The following is a 20,025-nucleotide window of genomic DNA, read 5'->3' on the forward strand; positions in this document are numbered from 1 at the left end:
CCGTCCGTCCCGATTCTGCCACCCCCGGGGCCGCGGGGTCGCCGGGCGCCTTCGCTACACCGTGTCGGCGGGGCCCGGTCCGGTGGCGCGCTCCAGCTCGTGGCTCAGCTCCTCCAGCTCGCTGCCGCCCGCCATCTGCCGGGTCAGTTCGTCGAGCGTGATGCTGTCCTTGGTGTGGCTGCCGGCCATGACGCCCCGCTTCAGCAGGACGAACCGGTCGCCGACGAGGTACGCGTGGTGCGGGTTGTGCGTGATGAGGACCACGCCGAGGCCGGCGTCGCGGGCGGCCGCGATGTACTTCAGGACGACCCCGGACTGCTTGACGCCCAGCGCGGCCGTCGGCTCGTCCAGGACGAGCACCTTCGCGCCGAAGTGGACGGCCCGCGCGATGGCGACGCACTGGCGCTCGCCGCCGGACAGGGTGCCGATGGGCTGGTCCACATCGCGCAGGTCGATGCCCATGCGCAGCAGCGCCGAGCGGGTCGTCTCACGCATCAGCCGGACGTCGAGCCGCTTGAAGGGACCGGCGCCGGTCGTCGGCTCGGAGCCCAGGAAGAAGTTGCGCCAGACGGGCATCAGGGGGACGACCGCGAGGTCCTGGTAGACCGTGGCGATGCCCCGTTCCAGGGCGTCGCGCGGGTTGGCGAGGGTGGTTTCCTCGCCGTCGACGAGGAACCGCCCGGCGTCGTGCCGGTGCAGCCCGGCGATGATCTTGATGAGGGTGGACTTGCCGGCGCCGTTGTCGCCGAGCACGCAGGAGATCTCGCCCGCGTGGACCTCCAGCGAGACCCCTTCGAGCGCCTTGATGTTGCCATAGAACTTGGCCACGTCGTCGAGCTCGACGAGGGGCTGCCGGACGGTGTCCTGGGGCCCGCCCTGGGCCTGGGGGGCCGTCATTTCGTCGCCTCCGCGCGCTTGCGTACCCATGCGTTGAGCAGGGTGGCCAGGAGCAGCATCGCTCCCAGGAAGAACTTGAACCAGTCGGGGTTCCACTCCGCGTACACGATGCCCTTGCTGGTCATGCCGAAGATGAAGGCACCGACCGCCGAGCCGATCGCGGAGCCGTAGCCGCCGGTGATCAGGCAGCCGCCGATGACGGCCGCGATGATGTAGATCAGCTCGTTGCCGACGCCCTCGCCGGACTGCACGACGTCGTAGCTGAACAGCAGGTGCTGCCCGGAGACCCAGGCGGCGAAGGCGACACCGAGGTAGAGCCCGATCTTCGTACGGATGACCGGGACGCCGACCGCGCGGGCCGCGTCGGCCCCGCCCCCGACGGCGAAGATCCAGTTGCCGAAGCGGGTGCGGAGCAGGATCCAGGTGGCGACGGCCACCAGGACGGCCCACCACAGGAGCGTCACCTTGAGCTCGACGCCGCCGACGGTCCAGTAGGAGGCGAAGAGCTTGCGGGCGGAGGGGAAGCCCTCCATGTTGCCGATGGTCTTGGTCGAGACGCTCCCGCTGATCAGCTTGGTGAAGCCGAGGTTCATGCCGGTCAGCATCAGGAACGTACCCAGTGTGATGATGAAGCTGGGCAGTTTCGTACGGGTCAGCATGAAGCCGTTGAACGCGCCGAAGGCGAGCGTGACCAGCAACGACACGAAGACGCCGACCCAGACGTTGGCCGTCATCTGGTAGCTGAACATCGAGGAGACCAGCGCGGAGCTGGTGACCATCACACCGGCGGAGAGGTCGAACTCTCCGCCGATCATCAGCAGCGCCACCGGCGCCGCCATGATCCCGATGGTCGAGGCCGCGTACAGCACGGTCCCGAAGCTGGTGGCGCGCAGGAAGCTGTCGGCGACGATCGCGAAGAAGAGGAAGACGGCGAGCGCGCCGACGACGGAGCCCAGCTCCGGGCGTCCGAGCAGCTTGCGCAGCGGTGAGGTGCGCAGCAGCCGCTCGTCGATGACGGCGGACGATCCGGGGCCGGCCGTCATCGGGTGCCCCGGTCGGCGTACTCGGCGAGCTGTGCGGCGTCGTCGGAGGTGATGATCTGCGGGCCGGTCAGGACCGGGCGGCCGCCGCCGAGGACGTTGCGGTTGTAGCGGTAGAGCCAGAGCAGGTCGACGGCCTCGTAGCCCTGGAGGTAGGGCTGCTGGTCGACGGCGAAGCCGAGGGTCTTGGACTGGAGCGAGGCCGCGACCTTGGGGTTCAGGTCGAAGGTGTCGATCTCGGCCTTGCTGCCTGCGGTCTGCTTCGCCTTGACGGCGGCGTCCGCGAAGGGGGCGCCGAGCGTGACGACCGCGTCGATGTCCTTGTCGGCCTGGAGCTTGGCTTCGATGGACGCCTGCACGTCGGGCATGTTGGTGCCCTCCACGTACAGGTTCTGCATCCGGCCGTCGAAGGTCTTCTTCGCGCCGGCACAGCGCTGCTCGTGGCCCACGTTGCCCTGCTCGTGCAGGATGCACAGGGCCTTCTTGCGGCCGCGCTTGTTCAGCTCCTCTCCGACGGCCTCGCCGGCGATGGACTCGTCCTGGCCGATGTGGGTGAGGGCGCCGTACTGCTTGGACTCGGCGGAGCCGGAGTTCACCGTGATGACGGGGATGCCGGCGCGGACGGCCTTGGCGACGACGTCCTTCATGGCGTCGGGCTTGGCGAGCGTGACGATCAGCCCGTCGACCTTCTTGTCGATGGCGGCCTGCACGAGCTGGGCCTGCTGCTGGCCCTCGTCGTTCTTCGAGTACACGAAGTTGATGTTGTCCTTCTTGGCGGCCGTCTCGGCGCCCTTCTGGACGATGTCCCAGAAGGTGTCGCCGTCGCCCGAGTGGGTGACCATGGCGAAGGTCCAGCGGGGCGTGTTCACCGCGGCCCGGCCTTCGGCCGCGGCCTTGGCCGCACGCTCCTCCGCCCGCTTGCCGCCGGTGCTGCTGCATCCCATGAGGGACACCCCCAGCACCGCCGCAAGCACGGCGCCCATCGCACGTACCCCTGTCCGAACCCTTGCCACGACGCCGTGCCCTTCTTGTGCTGCTCGCTGTGCTGCCGGTGGTGCCGGGGCCCTGTGGTCCCGGCCCGGCTGGGCAAGTATCCCCGAGCCCGCGCCGCCGCGACCCGGAGGGGCACGAAGAGCGGCGGCGCGTCGCTCACCAGCGCACCGGCAGGCGGCGCACCCCGCGGATCAGGGTGCCGGGGAGCCAGTCGAACGGGGCGGCGTCCGGGTCGGCCTCCAGGCCGGGGCAGCGCTCCAGGAGCGTACGGACGGCGATGCGGCCCTCCATGCGGGCCAGCGGCGCGCCCATGCAGAAGTGGATGCCGTGCCCGAAGGCGAGGTGGCCGCGGGTGTCGCGCCGGATGTCGAAGCGGTCGGGCTCGGGGAAACGGGCGGGGTCGCGGTCGGAGCCGGCCAGCGAGACCAGCACCGGTTCGCCGGTCCGGACGGTCCGGGAGCCGACCTCGACGCGTTCCCGGGCGAACCGGAGGGTGGCCGTCTCCACCGGCCCGTCGTAGCGCAGCATCTCCTCGACCGCGCCGTCGAGCAGGGAGAGGTCGGCGCGGAGCGCGGCGAGCTGGCCGGGGTGGTCGAGGAGGGCGCGTACGCCGTTGGAGATGAGGTTGACCGTCGTCTCGTGGCCGGCGACGAGCAGCAGGAAGGCCATGCCGACCAGCTCGTCGGGCGACAGCGCGTCGTCGTCCTCGTCGCGGGCGGCGATCAGGGCACTCAGCAGGTCGTCGCCGGGTGAGCGGCGCTTGTCGTCGATCAGTTCGCCGAGGTAGACGCCCATGGCGCGGATCGACTCGCCCTCCTCCAGCGCGTTCGCGGGGGCGACCACCCCGTTGGAGAGCTTGCGGAAGGCGGACCGGTCCAGGTCGGGGACGCCGATCAGCTCGCAGATGACGGTCATCGGCAGCGGGAAGGCGAAAGCGTCGACGAGGTCGGCGCGGCCTTCCGGGACCATCACGTCGAGCAGTCCGTCGGTGATCTCCTGGACCCGGGGGCGCAGCGCCTCGATCCGGCGCGGGGTGAACGCGCGGACGACGAGTTTGCGCAGCCGGGTGTGGTCGGGGGCGTCCATCTCCAGCATGTTGGCGTTGATCGGGTCGCCGCCCATCTCGCCGGGCAGCGCCCGCCAGTCCTTGCCGAAGCGCTGGTCGGCCAGGACGGCCCGGCCCTCGTCGTAGCCGACGACGAGCCAGACCCGGTCGAACTCGTCGGTGCGGATGAGGTGCACGGGTCCGGCCGCGCGCATCCGCTCGTAGTGTGGATAGGGGTTCGCGGTGAAATCGGCCAACCCGCGCAGATCTACGTCGACTTCGGACATGGGCCCGCCCTCCCGGTCGCTTCGTTCCGGCCCTCGGGACCGGCCCGCTCAGCCTAGGCCGGGCGTGCCGCCGGGGGCGGCTGCTTCAGGGCCGGCTCGATCCGGTCTCGTCGTCGAGCAGACCGGCGTCATGGACGAGCAGGGCGATCTGGACGCGGTTGTTGAAGCCGAACTTGGCGAGGATGCGGGAGACCTGGGTCTTCACGGTGGCGACGCTGAGGTAGAGCGCCGCGGCGATCTCCGCGTTGGACCGCCCCTGTCCGACGGCGACGGCCACCTCGCGCTCCCGGTCCGCGAGCAGCGCGACGCGCTCGCGCGCCCGCTGGGCCCGGTCCGCCTTGTCGTCGCGTCCGCCGCCGGCCGCCCTGGCCATGAGCTGCCGGGTGACCGCGGGCGACAGGACCGGGTCGCCGGCCGCGACCCGGCGCACCGATTCGACGATCTGCGCGGGCGGGGTGTCCTTGAGGACGAACCCGGCGGCTCCGGCGCGGATGGCGCGGAGGACCTGTTCGTCGGCGTGGAAGGTGGTGAGGACGATGATCTCGGGCGCTTCCGGGCGGCCGCGCAGGAGTTCGGTGGCGCTCAGCCCGTCCATGACCGGCATCCGGATGTCCATCAGGACCACGTCGGGCCGCAGCCGGTCGACGAGCGCGGCGGCCTCGCTGCCGTCGACGCCCTCGCCCACGATGACGAGGTCCTCGGCGCCGCCCAGCATCAGGGCCAGTCCGGCTCTGACGAGCGGGTCGTCGTCGATGACGAGCAGCCGGACGGGCTCGGCGGGTGCGTCGGTGGTCATGGCGCCCACGGTAGCCAGGCGCGGACGGCGAACCCGCCGTCGGGTTCGGGTCCGTGGTCGAGGCGGCCCCCGGCGAGGGTGGCCCGCTCGGTGAGGCCGATGAGCCCCTGGCCGGATCCCGGCACCCGGGCGAAGGGTTCGGTGGGCGCCGGGTTGCGCACCTCGGCGGTGATGCCGGGGCCCGGTCCGCCGGTGACGGTGACGGTGACCTCGGCGCCGGGTGCGTGCTTGCGGGCGTTGGTCAGCGCCTCCTGGGCGATGCGGTAGACGGTGCGCCCGGAGGCTGCGGGCACGGCGTCGGGGTCGGCGATGCGGTTGTCGAGGGTGACCTTCATGCCGGCCTGCCGGGACTCGGCGACCAGGGCGTCGAGCGTGGCGAGGGTGGGCTGCGGGCGGTTGCCGTCGGTGTCGCCGTCGCGCGGACTGCGCAGGACGCCGATGATCTCGCGGAGGTCCTGGAGCGCCTCGTGCGCGCTGTCCCGGATGACCCCGGCGGCGCGGGCGACCTCGGGCGGGGGTGCGTCGGGCCGGAATTCGAGCGCCCCGGCGTGGACGCTGAGCAGGGTCAGGCGGTGGGCGAGCACGTCGTGCATCTCGCGGGCGATGTCCTCGCGGGCGAGCCGCTGGGCCTGTTCGGCGCGCAGGGCGGCCTCGGCCTCGGCGCGCCGGGCGCGTTCGCGCAGGGAGACGACGAGCTGGCGCCGGGAGCGCACGATCATGCCCCAGCTGAGGACGAGCAGGATCAGCAGGAGCCCGATGATCGTGGACGCGAGGAACGACGTGTTCGGGTCGGGGCGCAGATACGGCTGTACGGGGACCACGGCCAGGGCCAGGGCGCCGACGAGGGCGACCGGGCGGAACGGCCGGTGGACGGCCACGCTGAACAGCGCGACGAGCAGGGCCCCGGCCGCGACCGGCTCCACGGTGGACAGCACGGTCAGGGCGACGGCGAGACCGACCGGCCAGCGCCGCCGGAACCAGAGGGCGCAGCAGGCGGCGGCGCCGACGAGGGAGTCCACCACCACGAAGGTGTCCGATGTGGTGGGGTCGGCCTCGATGGTGGCGAGGGTCGCCAGGCCGATGCCCGCCGCGCAGAGGAACGCCGTGAGGTCGACGGCCCAGTCCCGCACGGTGCGGCGGGACCGGCCCCGGTCGCCCGGCAGCTCGGGGCCGGCCATCGCCGAGGGCAGCAGCCAGGGGTACTCCGTACGCGTCATGTCGACAAAGCTACGCATGCGGGCGGCGGGTTCCGGGGGTTCGCGGCGCGGCAGCGACCAAAGTCGCGGAGCCGGAGACTTTCGGACCCGTCGGGCAGACCGGCGGCCGACGCGGTGGCGGAGCCCCGGCGGCGAGGCTCGGGGCCATGAAGAAACTCTGCGAGACGGTCGGCTTCCTGGTCTTCGTCCAGGGGGTCGCCGGGCTGCTCCATGAATGGTTCGACTGGTTCCGCTTCTTCAACCTGGTGCAGCGGCTGCCGTTCGCCTCCGAGTACCCGTTGTTCGTGTCGATCGTCCTGGTGGCGGCGGGGGCGGCGGTGATGGTCGCGTCGGACGCGATCAAGGAGTGAGGGGCCCGGGGGTCAGGGCGCGGCCGGGTCGGCGCTGCGCCTCCCCCAGGCCGTTCCGGCGAGGACCAGCGCGGCGCCGGCGACCCCGGCGGGCCCCAGCCGCTCGCCGCCGATCGCGATGCCGACGGCAGCCGCCCACAGCGGTTCCGTACCGAGCAGCAGGCTGACCCGGGACGGCGAGGTGCGGCGTACGGACCACATCTGCACGAAGAACGCGAAGAGCGTGCAGAACACCGAGAGGAAGAGCAGCCCGCCCCATTCCCGGACCCCGAACCCGGCGGCGACCGCCCAGGGCGCCTCGCCCGTCCCGGGCACGGCGGCCAGCAGGGCGAAAACGGCGACGGAGCTGCCGAGCTGCACGGTCGTCAGGGAGAGCGAGTCCGCGGACTGCACGGACTTGATGCGGGCCATGAGCAGGACGTGCAGGGTCCGGGCCAGGGCGGCGGCGAGCATGAGCAGGTCACCGGCCGAGGGGCTGGTGAAACCGCCGCCCTGGGTCAGCAGCACCACTCCGGTGACGGAGAGCCCGGCGGCGGCGAGGAAGACCCCGGTCGGCCGGGTCCGGGTCACGGCGGCCTCGGCGAGCGGGGTGAAGATCATGGTGAGGCTGATGATGAGCCCGGCGTTGGTGGCCGAGGTGTGCACGATGCCGTACGTCTCCACCAGGAAGATCCCGCTGAGTACGAGCCCCAGCAGCCCGGCACCCCGCCACTGCGCGGCGCTCAGCGCGCGCAGCCGGCGCCGTCCGGCGACCACCAGGACGGGCAGCACGACGGCGAACCGCAGCACGAGCACGGCGACGACGGTCTGCGGGGTGGTGATGCCCTTGGCGGCGAGGTAGCTGGAGCCCCAGACCACCGCGACCAGCAGGACGGGCAGATCGGTGAGCCAGGCCCGGCGCGGCGGGGCGAGGAGGGGGACGGCGGAGGAGGACACCCGGAATTCCCGCTTTCTCCACAGGGACGACGTGGAGACGGCACCGGCTCGCACAGAGGAACGATCACGCTACCGGGCGCCCTCCTACAATGGCGAGCCCTGGGGACCGGCCCGTCGGCGGCCACCCGCACCCACGGAGCACGGAGTCGCGCGATGGCCGGAACACGCCAGGACGGAAGGGTCGAACGGGGCAACCGCACCCGGCAGCTGGTCCTCGCACGTGCGGCGGAGGTCGCCTCGGTGGAGGGCCTGGAAGGGCTGTCGCTCGGCCGTCTCGCCACGGACCTCCGGCTGAGCAAGAGCGGGGTGTTCGCGCTGTTCGGCTCCAAGGAGGAACTTCAGCTGGCGACCGTCCGGGCGGCGGTCGCGATCCACGACGAGCACGTGGTCGTTCCGACGCGCGCGACCCCCGCCGGCCTGGGCCGGATGCGGCGGATGTGCGAGGCGTGGATCGCCTACTCGCGGGACCGGGTGTTCCCCGGCGGCTGCTTCTTCTATGCCGCGCTCGCCGAGTTCGACGCCCGTGAGGGCGCGGTGCACGACGCGCTCGCGACCGCACAGGCCGGCTGGTTCGCCTTCGTGGAACGGCGCGTCGAGGAGGCACGGGCCCTGGGCGAGATCCGCGACGACTGCGACGCCGCCCAGCTCGCCTTCGAGATCATCGCGTTCCTGGAGCTGGCGAACGGCGACTCGGTGCTGCGGGGCAGCGCGGAGAGCTATACGAGGGCGTGGCGCGCGATCCTGGGGCGGCTCCGGGCGGTGGCGGTGGACCCCGCGTCGCTGCCCGCCGGCGCGTAGGCCCAGGGCCTGTCCGGATACGACGCTCAGCTCGCCGGAGAATTTAATAGCACGATCGTTCGTCTAGTTATAGGCTCGGAGCAGCCGCCACCGGGCGGACCCGCGCGCCAGAAGGAGACCGACCGTGCCGCAGATCCTCTGGAGCACCCGATGGCAGCCTGGCTCCGCCGCCGGGTCCGTGGAGCCCGGCGCGGAGGTGGTCGTCGGAGTCACCGAGTTCGTCACACACCGCCCCTGGAGCACGTTCTCCGTGGGCGCCGAGGGGATGCGGCTGCGCCGTACCTGGCCGGGGACGCCGGGCGCGGTCGGCATGTGGCTCTGGGTGGACCTGGGCCCCCGGACGAACCGTTCCGGTTCGATCACGGTCTGGACCGCGCACGAACACCTGCTGGGCTTCGTCGCCCGCCCCGACCACCGGCGGATCGTCCGCGCCCACCGGGACCGCGGCACCCTGCGCTCGGCGACCTGGACGGCCCCGTTCACCGACAGGTCCGCCGTGTACGACTCCGCGTGGCGACTGGTGTCGGGCACGGAGCCGTGGCCCACGGCCACGCGCTGACCCCGCACGGCCCGCCCGGCTCGCACCACTCACACGCCCGACGAAGGGACACCAGTCATGGACATCATCCGGCTCGACCGGATCGCGGTGCTCGCATCCGTACGCCTCGTCGACCGGGCGGGCCCCGGCGACTGGAGCCGCCCCACTCCCTGTGACCGCTGGACGCTGCGCGCGCTGGTGGAGCACATGGGCGCCCAGCACCTCGGGTTCGCCGCCGCCGCACGGGGCGAGGGAGGCGACGCCGCAGTCTGGGAGCCCCGGCGGGCCGGGGACGAACCGGCCGCCTGGTACCGGGCGACGGCCCGCACGGTGCTCGACGCCTTCGCCCGGCCGGAGGCGTCACAACGGCGGTTCACGCTGCCGGAGATCAGTACGGAGGCGACGTTCCCCGCGGCCACCGCGATGGGGTTCCACTTCCTCGATTACGTCGTGCACTCCTGGGACGCGGCCGCGACGCTCGGGCTGCCCCTCGCGCTGCCGGACGACGTGGTGGAGGCGGCCCTGCCCATCGCCCTGCGGGTCCCGGGCGGGCCGGCGCGCGAAGGGCCGGACGCCGCCTTCCGTTCCGCGCTGCCGGCGGCGGAGGGCGGCCCGCTCCCCCGCGTACTGGCGGCGCTCGGCCGCTCGCCGGACTGGCGCTGACCGCACCGGATTCGGCGTCCAATTCCCGCCGGTGTCCGGGGCGCCGATCGACTTTCCTGGTTCCCGTCAGCACGACCGGCAACGGACAGGAAACACGATGAACAGCACCCTCCCCACCCCCCGCACCGCGCTCGTCACCGGCGGCAGCCGGGGCATCGGCGCCGCGACCGCCCTGCGGCTGGCCCGGGACGGCGCCGATGTGGCGCTGACCTACGTCCGGGACGAGCGGGGTGCCAAGGAGGTCGTGGCCGCGGTCGAGGCGACCGGCCGCCGCGCGGTCGCCCTGCACGCCGACTCGGCCGACCCGGAGGCCGCCGCCTCGGTGGTGCACCGGGCGGTCGAGTCCCTCGGCCGGCTCGACATCCTGGTGAACAACGCGGGGACCGGGGTCCTCGGACCCATCGGCACCCTCACGCCCGCCGATGTCGACCGGGTCCTCGCCGTGAACGTCCGGGCGGTGTTCCTCGCCTGCCGGGCCGCGGCCGAGGTGATGGAGAGCGGGGGGCGCATCATCTCCGTCGGTACGGCCCTGAGCCGGTACGCGGGCGGCCCCGGCTCCACGCTCTACGCGATGAGCAAGTCCGCGCTCTCCGGGCTGACCAAACCGCTGGCCCGGGAGCTGGGCCCGCGCGGCATCACCGTCAACCTGGTCCAGCCCGGGGCCGTGGACACCGACATGAACCCCGCCGACGGCCCGTACGCCGACGGGCAGCGCGCGGCCAACGCGCTGCACCGGTTCGGCACCACGGCGGAGATCGCCGCGTTGATCTCGTACCTCGCGGGCGAGGAGGCCGCCTTCGTGACCGGCGCCGAACTGGTCGTGGACGGCGGCCACGCCGCCTGACCGGGACGGCGGCCGCCGCTCTGCCGCTCGCCACCTCCCCGCCTACGCTGGACGGGGAGGCATGGACCGCGACGGTGAACAGGCGAGAAGGGACGATCATGTCCGGTACCCCGGTGCACACCCTGAACGACGGCCGCACGATCCCGGCGGTCGGGCTCGGCACCTATCCGCTCGACGACGAGGCGGCGGAGAAGGCCGTCGCCGGAGCCCTGGACCTCGGCTACCGGCTCGTTGACACGGCCCTGAACTACGGCAACGAGACCGGTACGGGGCGCGGCGTCGCCCGCAGCGGCGTACCGCGCGAGGAGGTCTTCGTCACGACCAAGGTGCCCGGCCGGCACCACGGTTACGAGAAGACGCTGGCCTCGTTCGAGGAGTCGCGGGCGAACCTCGGCCTGGACTACGTGGACCTGTATCTCATCCACTGGCCGCTGCCGAAGGTGGGTCTTTACGTGGACACCTGGCGGGCGCTGATCAAGCTGCGCGAGGAGGGCCTCGTACGGTCGATCGGGGTCTCGAACTTCACGGCCGAGCACCTGACGCGGCTGGAGGAGGAGACGGGCGTGGTGCCCGCCGTCAACCAGGTCGAGCTGCACCCCCGGCTGCCGCAGGAGGAGCTGCGGGCCGTGCATGCCGCGATGGGCATCGTCACACAGAGCTGGAGCCCGCTGGGGCGCGGCCGGGACCTGCTGGCCGACCCGGAGGTGGTGGCGGTCGCCGAGGCGCACGGCGTGACCCCGGGCCAGGCGGTGCTGCGGTGGCACACCCAGCTCGGTGCCGTACCGATCCCGAAGTCGGCCGATCCGGGGCGGCAGCGGGAGAACCTGGACCTGTTCGGCTTCGAGCTGACGCCCGAGGAGCTGGGCCGGATCTCCGGCGGCCCCCGGGAGCGGTTCGGCGGGGACCCCGAGGAGCACGAGGAGTTCTGAGGCGCCCCGGGGTCCCGTTCCGTCAGCCGCCCAGCTCGGCGTGGCGGGCGGTGAGCCGGGCCGCGCCGCGTTCGGTGAGCGTCCCGAAGAGGCGCAGCCGGGAGATGCCGCCGTCCGGGAAGATGTCGATCCGCACCTGGTCGGCGCGTACGGCCTCCGGCAGCACGAAGCGGTGGTTGGTGTCGGGCTGGAGCCGGGTCCGGGGCAGGAACTCGGCCCACTCACCGGTCTCCGCGTCGCGGGCGGTGAGCCGGGCCCAGCCGGCCGCGTTGCCCTTGAGGTAGGCGGTGTCGATCTCGACGGCGCGGATGTCCGCCTCTTCGACGAGGTGGTAGTGGATCCAGTCGTTGCCCCGGTCGCGCCGGCGGCGGGTCTCCCAGCCGTCGTCCATCTTGTGGGAGCGGCCGGGCTGGATGGTGTTGGTCGCCGGGGAGTAGAAGCGGTCGGAGGCGTCCTCGACGCGGCCGCCGTTCTCCAGGGCGACGACGTCGAACGTGCCGAGCGCGGTCAGCCAGGCGGGGTCGGGGGCGACCTCGCCGTACACCCGCAGGCGGGCGACCCCGCCGTCCGGGTGCTGGTTGAGCCGCAGGTGCGTGAAGCGGCGCTCGCAGTCGACGGTGAAGCCGTTGGCCGCGTGCCCGCCGACGGCGGTACGGGGGACGAGCGTCGTCCACTTCACGTCCGGGGCGAGCAGCTCCTCCGGGGAGGGCGAGCCGGGCAGAGAGACGGCCTCGACGGAGACGGACTGCGGGTAGTTGCCGCGGAAGTGCGCGGTGTCGACGACCAGGCCGCGCACGACGCCGGGCGCGCCGAGCCGGACCAGGGCCCAGTCGTGGTCCTCGTCCACGGGGTGCGGCTGCGAGGCGCTCGCACCGCGCCGGCGGCGGGTTTCCCAGCCGTCCATGATCTTGCCCTTGTGCCCGAAGCACTCCGGGTCGAAGTGGGCGGGCTCCGGCTTGAGCAGGTTCTCGCGCTCGGCGAAGAACTCGTCGTTGGCGGCGATCACACCCGCGCCGAGCCGCCGGTCGGCGAGGTCGACGAGGTGGGTGAAGGGGAGGTCCGCGGTGCGGTAGTCGGCGTACGGGTCGCCGCCGCCGTACGGGTTCGCGTCGCCGGTGAAGTGCGCTGTCGCCGTCATGCTCGGTTGTCCCTTGTCTGGAGGCGGCCGGTGGGTTCGGTGAGGACGCCGTCGGCGGCGATCCGTACGCCGCGCAGCCAGGTGGAGCGCACCACGCCGTGCAGGGTGCGCCCGGCGTACGCGGTGACCTGGTTGCGGTGGAACAGCTCGGCCGGGTCGACGGTGAAGGTGTCCTCGGGGGCCAGGACCGCGAAGTCGGCGTCGCGTCCGGCCTCGATGGCGCCCTTGCGGTGCAGTCCGGCCAGTGCGGCGGGTGCGGCCGACATCCAGCGGGTGACGTCGTCGAGGCTGTGGCCGCGCCGGCGGGCCTCGGTCCAGATGGCGGGCAGGCCGAGCTGGAGGGAGGAGATACCGCCCCAGGCGGAGGCGAAGTCCGGGGTCTTCAGGTCGGTGGTGCACGGCGAGTGGTCGGAGACGATGCAGTCGATGGTGCCGTCGGCGAGCCCCTGCCACAGCGCGTCCTGGTTGGCGGCCTCCCGGATCGGCGGGCAGCACTTGAACTCGGTGGCCCCGTCGGGGACTTCCTCGGCGGTGAGGGTGAGGAAGTGCGGGCAGGTCTCGACGGTGAGCCGGACGCCCTCGCGCCGGGCGGCGGCGATCAGCGGCAGGGCGTCGCTGGAGGACAGATGCAGGACGTGGACGCGGGCGTTCAGCCGCCGGGCGTGGGCGATCAGGCCCTCGATGGCGGTGTTCTCGGCATCGCGCGGCCGGGACGCGAGGAAGTCCGCGTAGGCGGGGCCGCCCTGCTGCGGCGCGGACGCCAGGTGGTGGGGGTCCTCGGCGTGGACGATGAGCAGCCCGCCGAAGCCCGCGATCTCGGCCATGGACCGGGCCAGCTGCTCCTGGTCCAGCTCGGGGAACTCCTCCACGCCGGAGGGCGACAGGAAGCACTTGAAGCCGAAGACCCCGGCCTCGTACAGCGGGCGCAGGTCCTTGACGTTGGTGGGGATCGCGCCGCCCCAGAAGCCGGTGTCGACGTGCGCCTTGGGCCCGGCGACGGCCTGCTTGATCCGAAGGTTCTCCACCGTGGTGGTGGGCGGCAGCGAGTTGAGGGGCATGTCGAGCAGGGTGGTGATGCCGCCGGCCGCGGCGGCGCGGGTGGCGGTCCAGAACCCCTCCCACTCGGTGCGCCCGGGGTCGTTGACGTGGACGTGGGTGTCGACGAGGCCGGGCATGAGGACGTCGTCGCCGAAGTCCTCCACCCGGGCGCCGGCGGGGGCCTCGGTGTCGTACGGCAGGACGGCCTCGATGGTCCCGCCGGTGACGGCGACCGACGCGGGCCGGGTCCCCCCTGGGGTGACGACGCGCGTCGAGCGCAGTAGCAGCTTCACGTCCGAACCGGACACCCGTGCTCCTCACATCGCACTTTCAACGAACTGTTGAAGGAGTCTTCACTCGGGAGCGCGACCCGTCAAGACCCCTTCGCCGCGCCCCGGCCACCCTCCCGCCCCCACTGGATGTTTCCACAAAGTAGAAGCTCTATTTCGGAGTGCGGAACGTAGAATGGGCCAGGAGTGGTGCGCCCGGGCCGCCGCACCACCTGCGGACACCCGGACAAACGGGCGCTGACCGGCCACGACGGCCCCCGTCGGCAGTGGGCCGATCGGAAAGGGCCCGGTAGGCTGCTGACTTGCTCCTCCGCCTCGAAAGGACCGTTGACGTGCCGCCGTCCCACGCCAGCACTTCCGACTCCAAGCCCGCCGGTTCCAGCGGTGGTGTGCAGTCCCTTGAGCGCGCCTTCGACCTGCTGGAGCGGATGGCCGACGCGGGGGGCGAGGTCGGCCTGAGCGAGCTCTCCGCGAGCAGCGGACTGCCCCTGCCGACGATCCACCGCCTGATGCGCACGCTGGTCCTGTGCGGTTACGTGCGCCAGCAGCCCAACCGGCGATACGCGCTCGGCCCCCGCCTGATCCGCCTCGGCGAGTCCGCCGCACGGCTGCTCGGCACCTGGGCGCGCCCGTATCTGGCGCGCCTGGTCGAGGAGACCGGCGAGACGGCCAACATGGCGCTGCTCGACGGCGACGAGATCGTGTACGTGGCCCAGGTGCCGTCCAAGCACTCGATGCGCATGTTCACCGAGGTCGGCCGCCGGGTGCTGCCGCACTCGACCGGCGTCGGCAAGGCACTGCTGGCGCACACCCCGCCGGACGAGGTGCGCGCGCTCCTCGCCCGTACCGGCATGCCCGCCGCCACCGACAAGACGATCACCACGCCCGACGGCTTCCTGGAGGCGCTGGACCAGGTCCGCCGGGTGGGGTACGCGGTCGACGACAACGAGCAGGAGATAGGGGTCCGGTGCCTGGCGGTGTCGGTGCCCAACTCCCCCACGTCCGCCGCGATCTCGATCTCCGGCCCGGCCGGCCGGGTCACCGAGGCCGCCACCGAACGGATCGTACCGATCCTCCAGCAGGCGGCGAAGGAGCTGTCGGACGCGCTGGCGAGCAGCGGCACGGCGGGCTGAGAAACCGTGAGGCGGGCCCGGACCTCCGAGGGGCCCGGGCCCGCCCGCGTTTGGGTCAGCACCGGGCCCACCCGCGTTTCAGGTCAGCACCGGGGCCGTCAGCCGGCCGTCGAGCATCGTGACCGTCCGGTCCACGCGGTCCAGGTGCGCGCGGTCGTGCGTGACCAGGACAGTCGCCGTGGACCGCTGCCGGGTCAGCGAGACCAGCAGGTCCAGGACGGCCGCCCCACGTTCGTGGTCCAGGGCGCTGGTCGGCTCGTCGACGAGCAGCAGGGCCGGGTCGTTCATCAGGGCGCGGGCGATGTTGATCCGCTGGCGCTGGCCGCCGGAGAGCTGGTGGGGCCTGCGGCCGGCCTGCCCGGCGAGGCCGACCGCGTCGAGCAGGTCGAGCGCCCGGGCGCGGGCCACGCCGGCCCGGCCGCCCGAGAGGTGCGTCATGACCTGGAGCTGTTCCACGGCGGTCAGGGAGGGCAGCAGGTTGGGCTGCTGGAAGACGATGCCGATCCGCTCGCGGCGCAGCGCCGCCTTCTCCGCGCGCCCGAGCCCCGTGGTGTCCGTACCGGCGACGACGACCGCCCCCGCGTCCGGGGCGACCAGCGTCGCCGCCACCGCGAGGAGGCTCGACTTGCCGGAGCCGGACGGGCCGACGACGGCGGTCAGGGTGCCGGCGGGTACGTCGAGCGCGACGCGGTCCAGGGCGGTGAGGCGCCCGTCGCCGTCCGGGTAGGTAAGGGTGACACCGGTGAGCGTGAGGGTCATCGGGCACTCCCGAGCGCGGTGAGCGGGTCGACGGCGGTGATCCGCCGGACGGACAGGGCGGCCCCGGCCGCGCCGAGGGCGATCAGCACGGCGGCCGGCACGAGGACCGTCGCCGTGTCCAGGACGAACGGCACGGTGCCGCCGGCGACCAGGGCGCCGATGCCGGACGCGAGGGCGGTGCCAAGACCCGTACCGAGTACGAGCATCACGACGGCCTGTCCTAGCGCGTCCCGGAGCAGGTACGGGGTGGAGGCGCCCAGCGCCTTGAGCACGGCGACGTCGCCGCTGCGCTGGATCGTCCAGACGGTGAAGAACGCGCCGATGACCAGGGCGGAGATGGCGAACAGGAAGCCGCGCATCAGCTGGAGGGAGCCGTTCTCGGCCTGGTAGGAGCCGATCGCGGTCAGGGAGTCGTCCAGCGTGAGCGTGCGGGTGCCCGTCGCCCGGTCGCCGGCGGCCAGATCGGCGGCGCCGGTGGTGGTCAGGGCGACCACGGTGGCGCCGCCGTCCGCGTGCCCGGCCCGCTGCCAGTCGCCGAGGTCGGTCCATACGACCGGGGTGTGGCTGTACGAGGCGTCGCCCGCGACGGCGGCCACGGTGACCTCCCGGCCGCCGAGCCCCAGCCGGTCGCCCTCGCGTACGCCCAGCTCGTCGGCGCCACCGCGCGAGAGCACCACCTCGCCGGGGCCGACCCGGGCGGGCGCCAGACCGCCGTCCGGCTCGACGCCGAACGCAGAGACGGCGGCGGTGCGCTCCCCCGTACCGGCCGTGGCGTTCAGGGTGCGGATACCGAGCGGTTGCGCGGCCTCCACGCCGGGCCGCCCGGCCCAGGCGCGCCAGGCATCCGCGCCGACGGACGAATCGGTGAAGGACACCGACCGGCCGTCCGGTGGGGCGGCGAAGGCCAGGTGGTCGGCGTTCAGCCCGGTGACGGCCGAGGTGTTCTCCCGGGCCAGCCCGGCGGTGAGGCCGGACAGCAGACCCACGAGCAGCGTGATCAGCACGACCACCGTGCCCATGAGCGCGAACCGGCCCTTGGCGAACCGTAGATCTCTCCATGCGACGAACATGGCTCCAGCGTCGTTCTGTCCGGGCCCGGAGACATCGCCCCCGGGCTGGTGACGACATCAACCTTTCGATTGACCGCCCCCGGGCGGCTCGCGCCTACGCTGGAACATCATGGAAACCCGCGTTCACCCCCCGGTCGCCGCCGCGCTGCGGCTGTGTCTGCACGGGCTGATGCTGGGCCTGCTGACGCTCCCCGCCGCCAAGGCGTACGGCGACGGCGGCCCGCACCCCGGCGCGGTGACCGCTCTTGCCTGTGTACTGGCGGCGGTGTACGTGGCCGGCGCGGGGGCCAAGTCCGTGCGGCCGGGGACCCGGGCCGGCGCGGCATGGCTGGCGGTGCTCGGTCTGCTGTGGGCGGCGCTGCTGGTGCTGTCGCCGGACGCCCTGTGGGTGGCCTTCCCGCTCTACTTCCTCCAGCTGCACCTGCTGCCGACGCGCTGGGGCCTGCCCGCCGTGGCGGTGACGGCGATGGCCGCCATCGCGAGCTTTCTGCTCCACGGGCAGACGGTCACGCCCGGCACGTTCATCGGTCCGCTGCTGGGCGCGGCCGTCGCCGTGGCCACGGTCCTGGGGTACGAGGCGCTGTTCCGGGAGAGCGAACGGCGCCGCGAACTCATCGACGAGCTGGTCGCCACCCGTGCGGAGCTGGCCGAGGCGGAGCGCACCGCCGGCACCCTGGCCGAGCGGGAGCGGCTGGCCCGCGAGATCCACGACACCCTGGCCCAGGGCCTCTCCAGCATCCAGCTCCTCCTGCGCGCCGCCGAGCGCACCCTGCCCGAGGACGCCCCGGCCGCCGCCCATGTGCACCGGGCGCGCGAAGCCGCGCAGGACAACCTCGCGGAAGCGCGCCGCTTCGTGCGCGCACTGACTCCGCCGGACCTGGAGAACGGCTCCCTGACCGCCGCACTGGAACGGCTCTCGGCCCGGACGAGCGCCCCCGGGCTCACCGTGCAGTTCGCGGTCAGCGGCACACCGGTCGCACTGCCGACGCCCTACGAGGTGGCGCTGCTGCGGACCGCCCAGTCGGCGCTGGCCAACACCGTGCGGCACGCGGGGGCCGGGCGGGCGGAGATCACGCTGAGCTTCATGGACACCTCGGTGGCGCTGGACGTGGTCGACGACGGATGCGGCTTCGCGCAGGACGCGCCGGAGGCCGGCGCCTCGGCGTCCGGCGGCTTCGGCCTTCCCGCGATGCGCTCCCGGGCCGCCTCGCTCGGCGGCACCCTGAGCGTCGAGTCGGCGCCCGGCCAGGGCACCGCCGTCGCGCTGACGCTGCCGCTGCCCGTGGACCGGACCGGGCGGGACGCGGCATGAGCGGCCCCGTCCGGCTGCTGCTCGCCGACGACCATCCGGTGGTACGGGCGGGGCTGCGGGCCGTCCTGGACACCGAACCGGACTTCCGGGTGGTCGCGGAGGCCGCCACCGCCGAGGAGGCCGTCGCCCGGGCCGCGGCGGGCGGGGTGGACGTCGTCCTGATGGACCTCCAGTTCGGCGCCGGGATGCACGGCTCGCAGGCCACCGCCGCGATCACGGCGGCCCCGGACGCACCCCGGGTGCTGATCCTGACGACGTACGACAGCGACGCGGACATCCTGGCGGCGGTAGAGGCGGGGGCGGCGGGCTATCTGTTGAAGGACGCGCCGCCCGAGGAGCTGGCCGCCGCGGTCCGTACGGCGGCCGCCGGGCGCTCGGCCCTGGCCCCGGCGGTCGCGCACCGGCTGATGGACCGGATGCGCACCCCGGCCCAGGCGCTCACCAAGCGCGAGCTGGAGGTGCTGCAACTGGTCGGCGAGGGCCTGTCGAACGCGGAGATCAGCAAGCGGCTCTTCCTGAGCCAGGCGACCGTGAAGTCCCATCTGGTGCACATCTACGCCAAGCTCGGCGTCGACTCGCGCACGGCGGCCGTGGCGGCGGCGACGGCCCGCAGGCTCATCCGCCGCTGAAGCCGTCGTGCCGCCGAGTCAGCCGCTGAAACCGCTTGCGCCGCCGAGTCAGCGGCGCGGCGGCTCGCCGAACAGGTCGACGGCGATCCGTACGTCCCGCAGCGCCGACGCCAGAGCGCTGACCGAGCCGACCGCCCCCGCGACCAGCAGCAGCGAGCGGCGCAGCCTGGGGATCTCGGGCGCCCCGCTCCGTGCCATCGCGTCCAGCGCCGCGAGCTCGTCCTCGGCGACGGCGCGGTCGGGAAACTGCCCGGGATACCCGGCCAGGGACCGGCGGAGCCGGGAGACCGCCGTGCGCAGCTCCACCACTCTGGGGTCCTCACCGCTGCCGGTCACCCGCTCCTGCCCGACGCTCTTCAACAAAGCTCCCCCTCGCACATCCTTGTGCCGGCATTGTTCCGACCGGTCCCGAACCGTGGTCAGGAGCCCGGGGGTGCGGGCAAGTTAACGCCATAAAAGGTACCGGGCGCCACTCCGCGTACATAACACACGCCGTAGAGGTACGGGCCGATGCGCGTTGACGCCCGCCGTGGGGTATCCAGGGCGGTATGACACATGCACACATCGCCGGACTGCTGCTCGCCGCGGGTGGCGGGCGGCGGCTCGGCGGACGCCCGAAGGCCCTGCTGGAACACCGTGGCCGCCCGCTCGTCGAGCACGCGGTGCGCACGTTGCGCGACGGCGGCTGCGACCCGGTCCACGTGGTCCTCGGCGCGGCGGCCGACGAGGTGCGGGCGCGGGCGGACCTGGCCGGCTGCGCGGTGGGCGTCAACCCGGAGTGGGCCGAGGGCATGGGCTCCTCGCTGCGGGCGGGGCTCGGCGCGCTCGCGGACTCGGGGGCGGACGCCGCGCTCGTGCTGCTGGTCGACCAGCCGGGCATCGACGCGCGGGCGGTGGCCCGGCTGCGCGCGGCGTACCGGGACCCCACGAGTCTCGTGGCGGCCTCGTACGCCGGTGAACGCGGCCATCCGGTGCTGTTCGGGGCGGACCTGTGGGCGGACATCGCGGCGGGTGCGGTGGGCGACCAGGGGGCGCGGGCGTATCTGCGGGAGCACCGCGCGGCGCTGAGGCTCGTGGAGTGCTCCGACGTGGCACAGGCGTACGACATCGACACCCCGGCGGACCTCTCGCACCTGGAGTGAGGACCCTGGCACGCTGCGCCGCCACACCGGCGGTTGTGTCGACCCGAAGAATCTCGACATCAACAAACCATTGAACTTCCACCATGAGGAAACTACTATCCACTGATCAGAAGCCCTCTGCACCTCAGACGGCGGCCACAGCCGTATCCCGGAGCCCTGGCACGCCGTGCCGAATCGGGTG

At 73.1% G+C, this 20,025-nt stretch carries 22 protein-coding genes; 10 read left to right on the forward strand and 12 right to left on the reverse strand.

Annotated features, from left to right (window positions below; genetic code table 11):
* Positions 1–54 precede the first annotated feature (54 nt).
* The 6 genes from BLW14_RS04985 to BLW14_RS05010 form a co-directional block, all read right to left on the reverse strand.
* Entirely contained in the window at positions 55–897 is an 843-nt protein-coding gene (locus BLW14_RS04985) for an ATP-binding cassette domain-containing protein (protein WP_093704721.1), read from the reverse strand.
* Positions 894–1,940 carry an ABC transporter permease gene (locus tag BLW14_RS04990; RefSeq protein WP_093704723.1) on the reverse strand — a complete coding sequence of 349 codons (1,047 nt, stop codon included), beginning with the start codon at positions 1,938–1,940 and terminating at the stop codon, positions 894–896. The genes BLW14_RS04985 and BLW14_RS04990 overlap by 4 nt, the downstream gene beginning before the upstream one ends.
* Positions 1,937–2,920: a sugar ABC transporter substrate-binding protein gene (locus BLW14_RS04995; RefSeq protein ID WP_093704725.1), complete on the reverse strand. Its 984-nt coding sequence runs from the start codon at positions 2,918–2,920 to the stop codon at positions 1,937–1,939. Before BLW14_RS04995 ends, BLW14_RS04990 begins: the two co-directional genes overlap by 4 nt.
* 166 nt (positions 2,921–3,086) lie before the next feature.
* Complete coding sequence (locus BLW14_RS05000; protein WP_093704727.1) at positions 3,087–4,262, reverse strand: cytochrome P450 family protein; 1,176 nt, start codon at positions 4,260–4,262, stop codon at positions 3,087–3,089.
* Positions 4,263–4,347: 85 nt separating this feature from the next.
* Positions 4,348–5,058 (reverse strand): response regulator, encoded by a 711-nt coding sequence (locus BLW14_RS05005; protein ID WP_177153896.1) that lies wholly within the window; start codon positions 5,056–5,058, stop codon positions 4,348–4,350.
* Positions 5,055–6,275 (reverse strand): sensor histidine kinase, encoded by a 1,221-nt coding sequence (locus BLW14_RS05010; protein WP_093704731.1) that lies wholly within the window; start codon positions 6,273–6,275, stop codon positions 5,055–5,057. Before BLW14_RS05010 ends, BLW14_RS05005 begins: the two co-directional genes overlap by 4 nt.
* A gap of 146 nt (positions 6,276–6,421) precedes the next feature.
* Here BLW14_RS05010 and BLW14_RS05015 point away from each other — a divergent pair, with 146 nt between their 5' ends.
* Complete coding sequence (locus BLW14_RS05015) at positions 6,422–6,625, forward strand: hypothetical protein (protein WP_093704733.1); 204 nt, start codon at positions 6,422–6,424, stop codon at positions 6,623–6,625.
* A 12-nt stretch (positions 6,626–6,637) separates the two neighbouring features.
* Here the strand turns inward: BLW14_RS05015 and BLW14_RS05020 are convergent, their stop codons facing one another.
* Entirely contained in the window at positions 6,638–7,561 is a 924-nt protein-coding gene (locus tag BLW14_RS05020; protein ID WP_093704735.1) for a DMT family transporter, read from the reverse strand.
* A 153-nt stretch (positions 7,562–7,714) separates the two neighbouring features.
* On the opposite strand from BLW14_RS05020, the gene BLW14_RS05025 reads away from it, so the two are divergent.
* The 5 genes from BLW14_RS05025 to BLW14_RS05045 all read left to right on the forward strand — a co-directional run bounded on the left by BLW14_RS05025 (position 7,715) and on the right by BLW14_RS05045 (position 11,333).
* Positions 7,715–8,359: a TetR/AcrR family transcriptional regulator gene (locus BLW14_RS05025; RefSeq protein WP_093704737.1), complete on the forward strand. Its 645-nt coding sequence runs from the start codon at positions 7,715–7,717 to the stop codon at positions 8,357–8,359.
* 124 nt (positions 8,360–8,483) lie between these two features.
* Positions 8,484–8,918: a hypothetical protein gene (locus tag BLW14_RS05030; protein WP_093704739.1), complete on the forward strand. Its 435-nt coding sequence runs from the start codon at positions 8,484–8,486 to the stop codon at positions 8,916–8,918.
* A 57-nt stretch (positions 8,919–8,975) separates the two neighbouring features.
* A complete protein-coding gene (locus tag BLW14_RS05035) occupies positions 8,976–9,560 on the forward strand; it encodes a TIGR03086 family metal-binding protein (protein WP_093704740.1) in 585 nt (194 codons plus the stop codon).
* A 97-nt stretch (positions 9,561–9,657) separates the two neighbouring features.
* The gene (locus BLW14_RS05040) at positions 9,658–10,404 is read left to right on the forward strand and encodes an SDR family NAD(P)-dependent oxidoreductase (RefSeq protein ID WP_093704742.1); all 747 of its coding nucleotides are present in this window, start codon (positions 9,658–9,660) and stop codon (positions 10,402–10,404) included.
* 98 nt (positions 10,405–10,502) lie between these two features.
* On the forward strand, positions 10,503–11,333 hold the full coding sequence (locus tag BLW14_RS05045; RefSeq protein ID WP_093704744.1) for an aldo/keto reductase: 831 nt from the start codon (positions 10,503–10,505) through the stop codon (positions 11,331–11,333).
* A gap of 22 nt (positions 11,334–11,355) precedes the next feature.
* Here the strand turns inward: BLW14_RS05045 and alc are convergent, their stop codons facing one another.
* Together alc and allB are read right to left on the reverse strand one after the other, a co-directional pair.
* Positions 11,356–12,471, reverse strand: coding sequence for an allantoicase (gene alc, locus BLW14_RS05050; protein WP_093704746.1), 1,116 nt, complete (start codon positions 12,469–12,471; stop codon positions 11,356–11,358).
* Positions 12,468–13,817 (reverse strand): allantoinase AllB, encoded by a 1,350-nt coding sequence (gene allB / locus BLW14_RS05055; protein WP_093704748.1) that lies wholly within the window; start codon positions 13,815–13,817, stop codon positions 12,468–12,470. Before allB ends, alc begins: the two co-directional genes overlap by 4 nt.
* A gap of 314 nt (positions 13,818–14,131) precedes the next feature.
* Between allB and BLW14_RS05060 the strand changes: the two genes are divergently transcribed.
* A complete protein-coding gene (locus BLW14_RS05060) occupies positions 14,132–14,932 on the forward strand; it encodes an IclR family transcriptional regulator (RefSeq protein ID WP_018523837.1) in 801 nt (266 codons plus the stop codon).
* 78 nt (positions 14,933–15,010) lie between these two features.
* Here the strand turns inward: BLW14_RS05060 and BLW14_RS05065 are convergent, their stop codons facing one another.
* Together BLW14_RS05065 and BLW14_RS05070 are read right to left on the reverse strand one after the other, a co-directional pair.
* Positions 15,011–15,691 carry an ABC transporter ATP-binding protein gene (locus BLW14_RS05065; protein ID WP_093704750.1) on the reverse strand — a complete coding sequence of 227 codons (681 nt, stop codon included), beginning with the start codon at positions 15,689–15,691 and terminating at the stop codon, positions 15,011–15,013.
* Positions 15,688–16,761 (reverse strand): ABC transporter permease, encoded by a 1,074-nt coding sequence (locus tag BLW14_RS05070; RefSeq protein ID WP_093704752.1) that lies wholly within the window; start codon positions 16,759–16,761, stop codon positions 15,688–15,690. Before BLW14_RS05070 ends, BLW14_RS05065 begins: the two co-directional genes overlap by 4 nt.
* A 109-nt stretch (positions 16,762–16,870) precedes the next feature.
* Between BLW14_RS05070 and BLW14_RS05075 the strand changes: the two genes are divergently transcribed.
* Together BLW14_RS05075 and BLW14_RS05080 are read left to right on the forward strand one after the other, a co-directional pair.
* Entirely contained in the window at positions 16,871–18,073 is a 1,203-nt protein-coding gene (locus BLW14_RS05075) for a sensor histidine kinase (protein ID WP_093704754.1), read from the forward strand.
* Entirely contained in the window at positions 18,070–18,702 is a 633-nt protein-coding gene (locus BLW14_RS05080; protein ID WP_018100493.1) for a response regulator, read from the forward strand. Before BLW14_RS05075 ends, BLW14_RS05080 begins: the two co-directional genes overlap by 4 nt.
* A gap of 48 nt (positions 18,703–18,750) precedes the next feature.
* Here the strand turns inward: BLW14_RS05080 and BLW14_RS05085 are convergent, their stop codons facing one another.
* Positions 18,751–19,065: a DUF5955 family protein gene (locus tag BLW14_RS05085; protein ID WP_177153897.1), complete on the reverse strand. Its 315-nt coding sequence runs from the start codon at positions 19,063–19,065 to the stop codon at positions 18,751–18,753.
* 185 nt (positions 19,066–19,250) lie between these two features.
* Here BLW14_RS05085 and BLW14_RS05090 point away from each other — a divergent pair, with 185 nt between their 5' ends.
* Positions 19,251–19,844 (forward strand): nucleotidyltransferase family protein, encoded by a 594-nt coding sequence (locus BLW14_RS05090; RefSeq protein ID WP_093704758.1) that lies wholly within the window; start codon positions 19,251–19,253, stop codon positions 19,842–19,844.
* Positions 19,845–20,025 lie beyond the last annotated feature (181 nt).

It is taken from the genome of Streptomyces sp. 2131.1, from assembly GCF_900105515.1.
Lineage (GTDB): Bacteria > Actinomycetota > Actinomycetes > Streptomycetales > Streptomycetaceae > Streptomyces > Streptomyces drozdowiczii.

What these genes read in the sequence shown, in the direction of transcription:
- BLW14_RS05080 (WP_018100493.1), top strand. Translation starts at nt 18,070, where the DNA reads ATGAGCGGCCCCGTCCGGCTGCTGCTCGCCGACGACCATCCGGTGGTA.
- BLW14_RS05005 (WP_177153896.1), bottom strand. Translation starts at nt 5,058, where the DNA reads ATGACCACCGACGCACCCGCCGAGCCCGTCCGGCTGCTCGTCATCGAC.
- BLW14_RS05035 (WP_093704740.1), top strand. Translation starts at nt 8,976, where the DNA reads ATGGACATCATCCGGCTCGACCGGATCGCGGTGCTCGCATCCGTACGC.
- BLW14_RS04990 (WP_093704723.1), bottom strand. Translation starts at nt 1,940, where the DNA reads ATGACGGCCGGCCCCGGATCGTCCGCCGTCATCGACGAGCGGCTGCTG.
- alc (WP_093704746.1), bottom strand. Translation starts at nt 12,471, where the DNA reads ATGACGGCGACAGCGCACTTCACCGGCGACGCGAACCCGTACGGCGGC.
- BLW14_RS05075 (WP_093704754.1), top strand. Translation starts at nt 16,871, where the DNA reads ATGGAAACCCGCGTTCACCCCCCGGTCGCCGCCGCGCTGCGGCTGTGT.
- BLW14_RS05090 (WP_093704758.1), top strand. Translation starts at nt 19,251, where the DNA reads ATGACACATGCACACATCGCCGGACTGCTGCTCGCCGCGGGTGGCGGG.
- BLW14_RS05070 (WP_093704752.1), bottom strand. Translation starts at nt 16,761, where the DNA reads ATGTTCGTCGCATGGAGAGATCTACGGTTCGCCAAGGGCCGGTTCGCG.
- BLW14_RS05045 (WP_093704744.1), top strand. Translation starts at nt 10,503, where the DNA reads ATGTCCGGTACCCCGGTGCACACCCTGAACGACGGCCGCACGATCCCG.
- BLW14_RS05025 (WP_093704737.1), top strand. Translation starts at nt 7,715, where the DNA reads ATGGCCGGAACACGCCAGGACGGAAGGGTCGAACGGGGCAACCGCACC.
- BLW14_RS05015 (WP_093704733.1), top strand. Translation starts at nt 6,422, where the DNA reads ATGAAGAAACTCTGCGAGACGGTCGGCTTCCTGGTCTTCGTCCAGGGG.
- BLW14_RS04995 (WP_093704725.1), bottom strand. Translation starts at nt 2,920, where the DNA reads ATGGGCGCCGTGCTTGCGGCGGTGCTGGGGGTGTCCCTCATGGGATGC.
- BLW14_RS05010 (WP_093704731.1), bottom strand. Translation starts at nt 6,275, where the DNA reads ATGACGCGTACGGAGTACCCCTGGCTGCTGCCCTCGGCGATGGCCGGC.
- BLW14_RS04985 (WP_093704721.1), bottom strand. Translation starts at nt 897, where the DNA reads ATGACGGCCCCCCAGGCCCAGGGCGGGCCCCAGGACACCGTCCGGCAG.
- BLW14_RS05000 (WP_093704727.1), bottom strand. Translation starts at nt 4,262, where the DNA reads ATGTCCGAAGTCGACGTAGATCTGCGCGGGTTGGCCGATTTCACCGCG.
- BLW14_RS05065 (WP_093704750.1), bottom strand. Translation starts at nt 15,691, where the DNA reads ATGACCCTCACGCTCACCGGTGTCACCCTTACCTACCCGGACGGCGAC.
- BLW14_RS05040 (WP_093704742.1), top strand. Translation starts at nt 9,658, where the DNA reads ATGAACAGCACCCTCCCCACCCCCCGCACCGCGCTCGTCACCGGCGGC.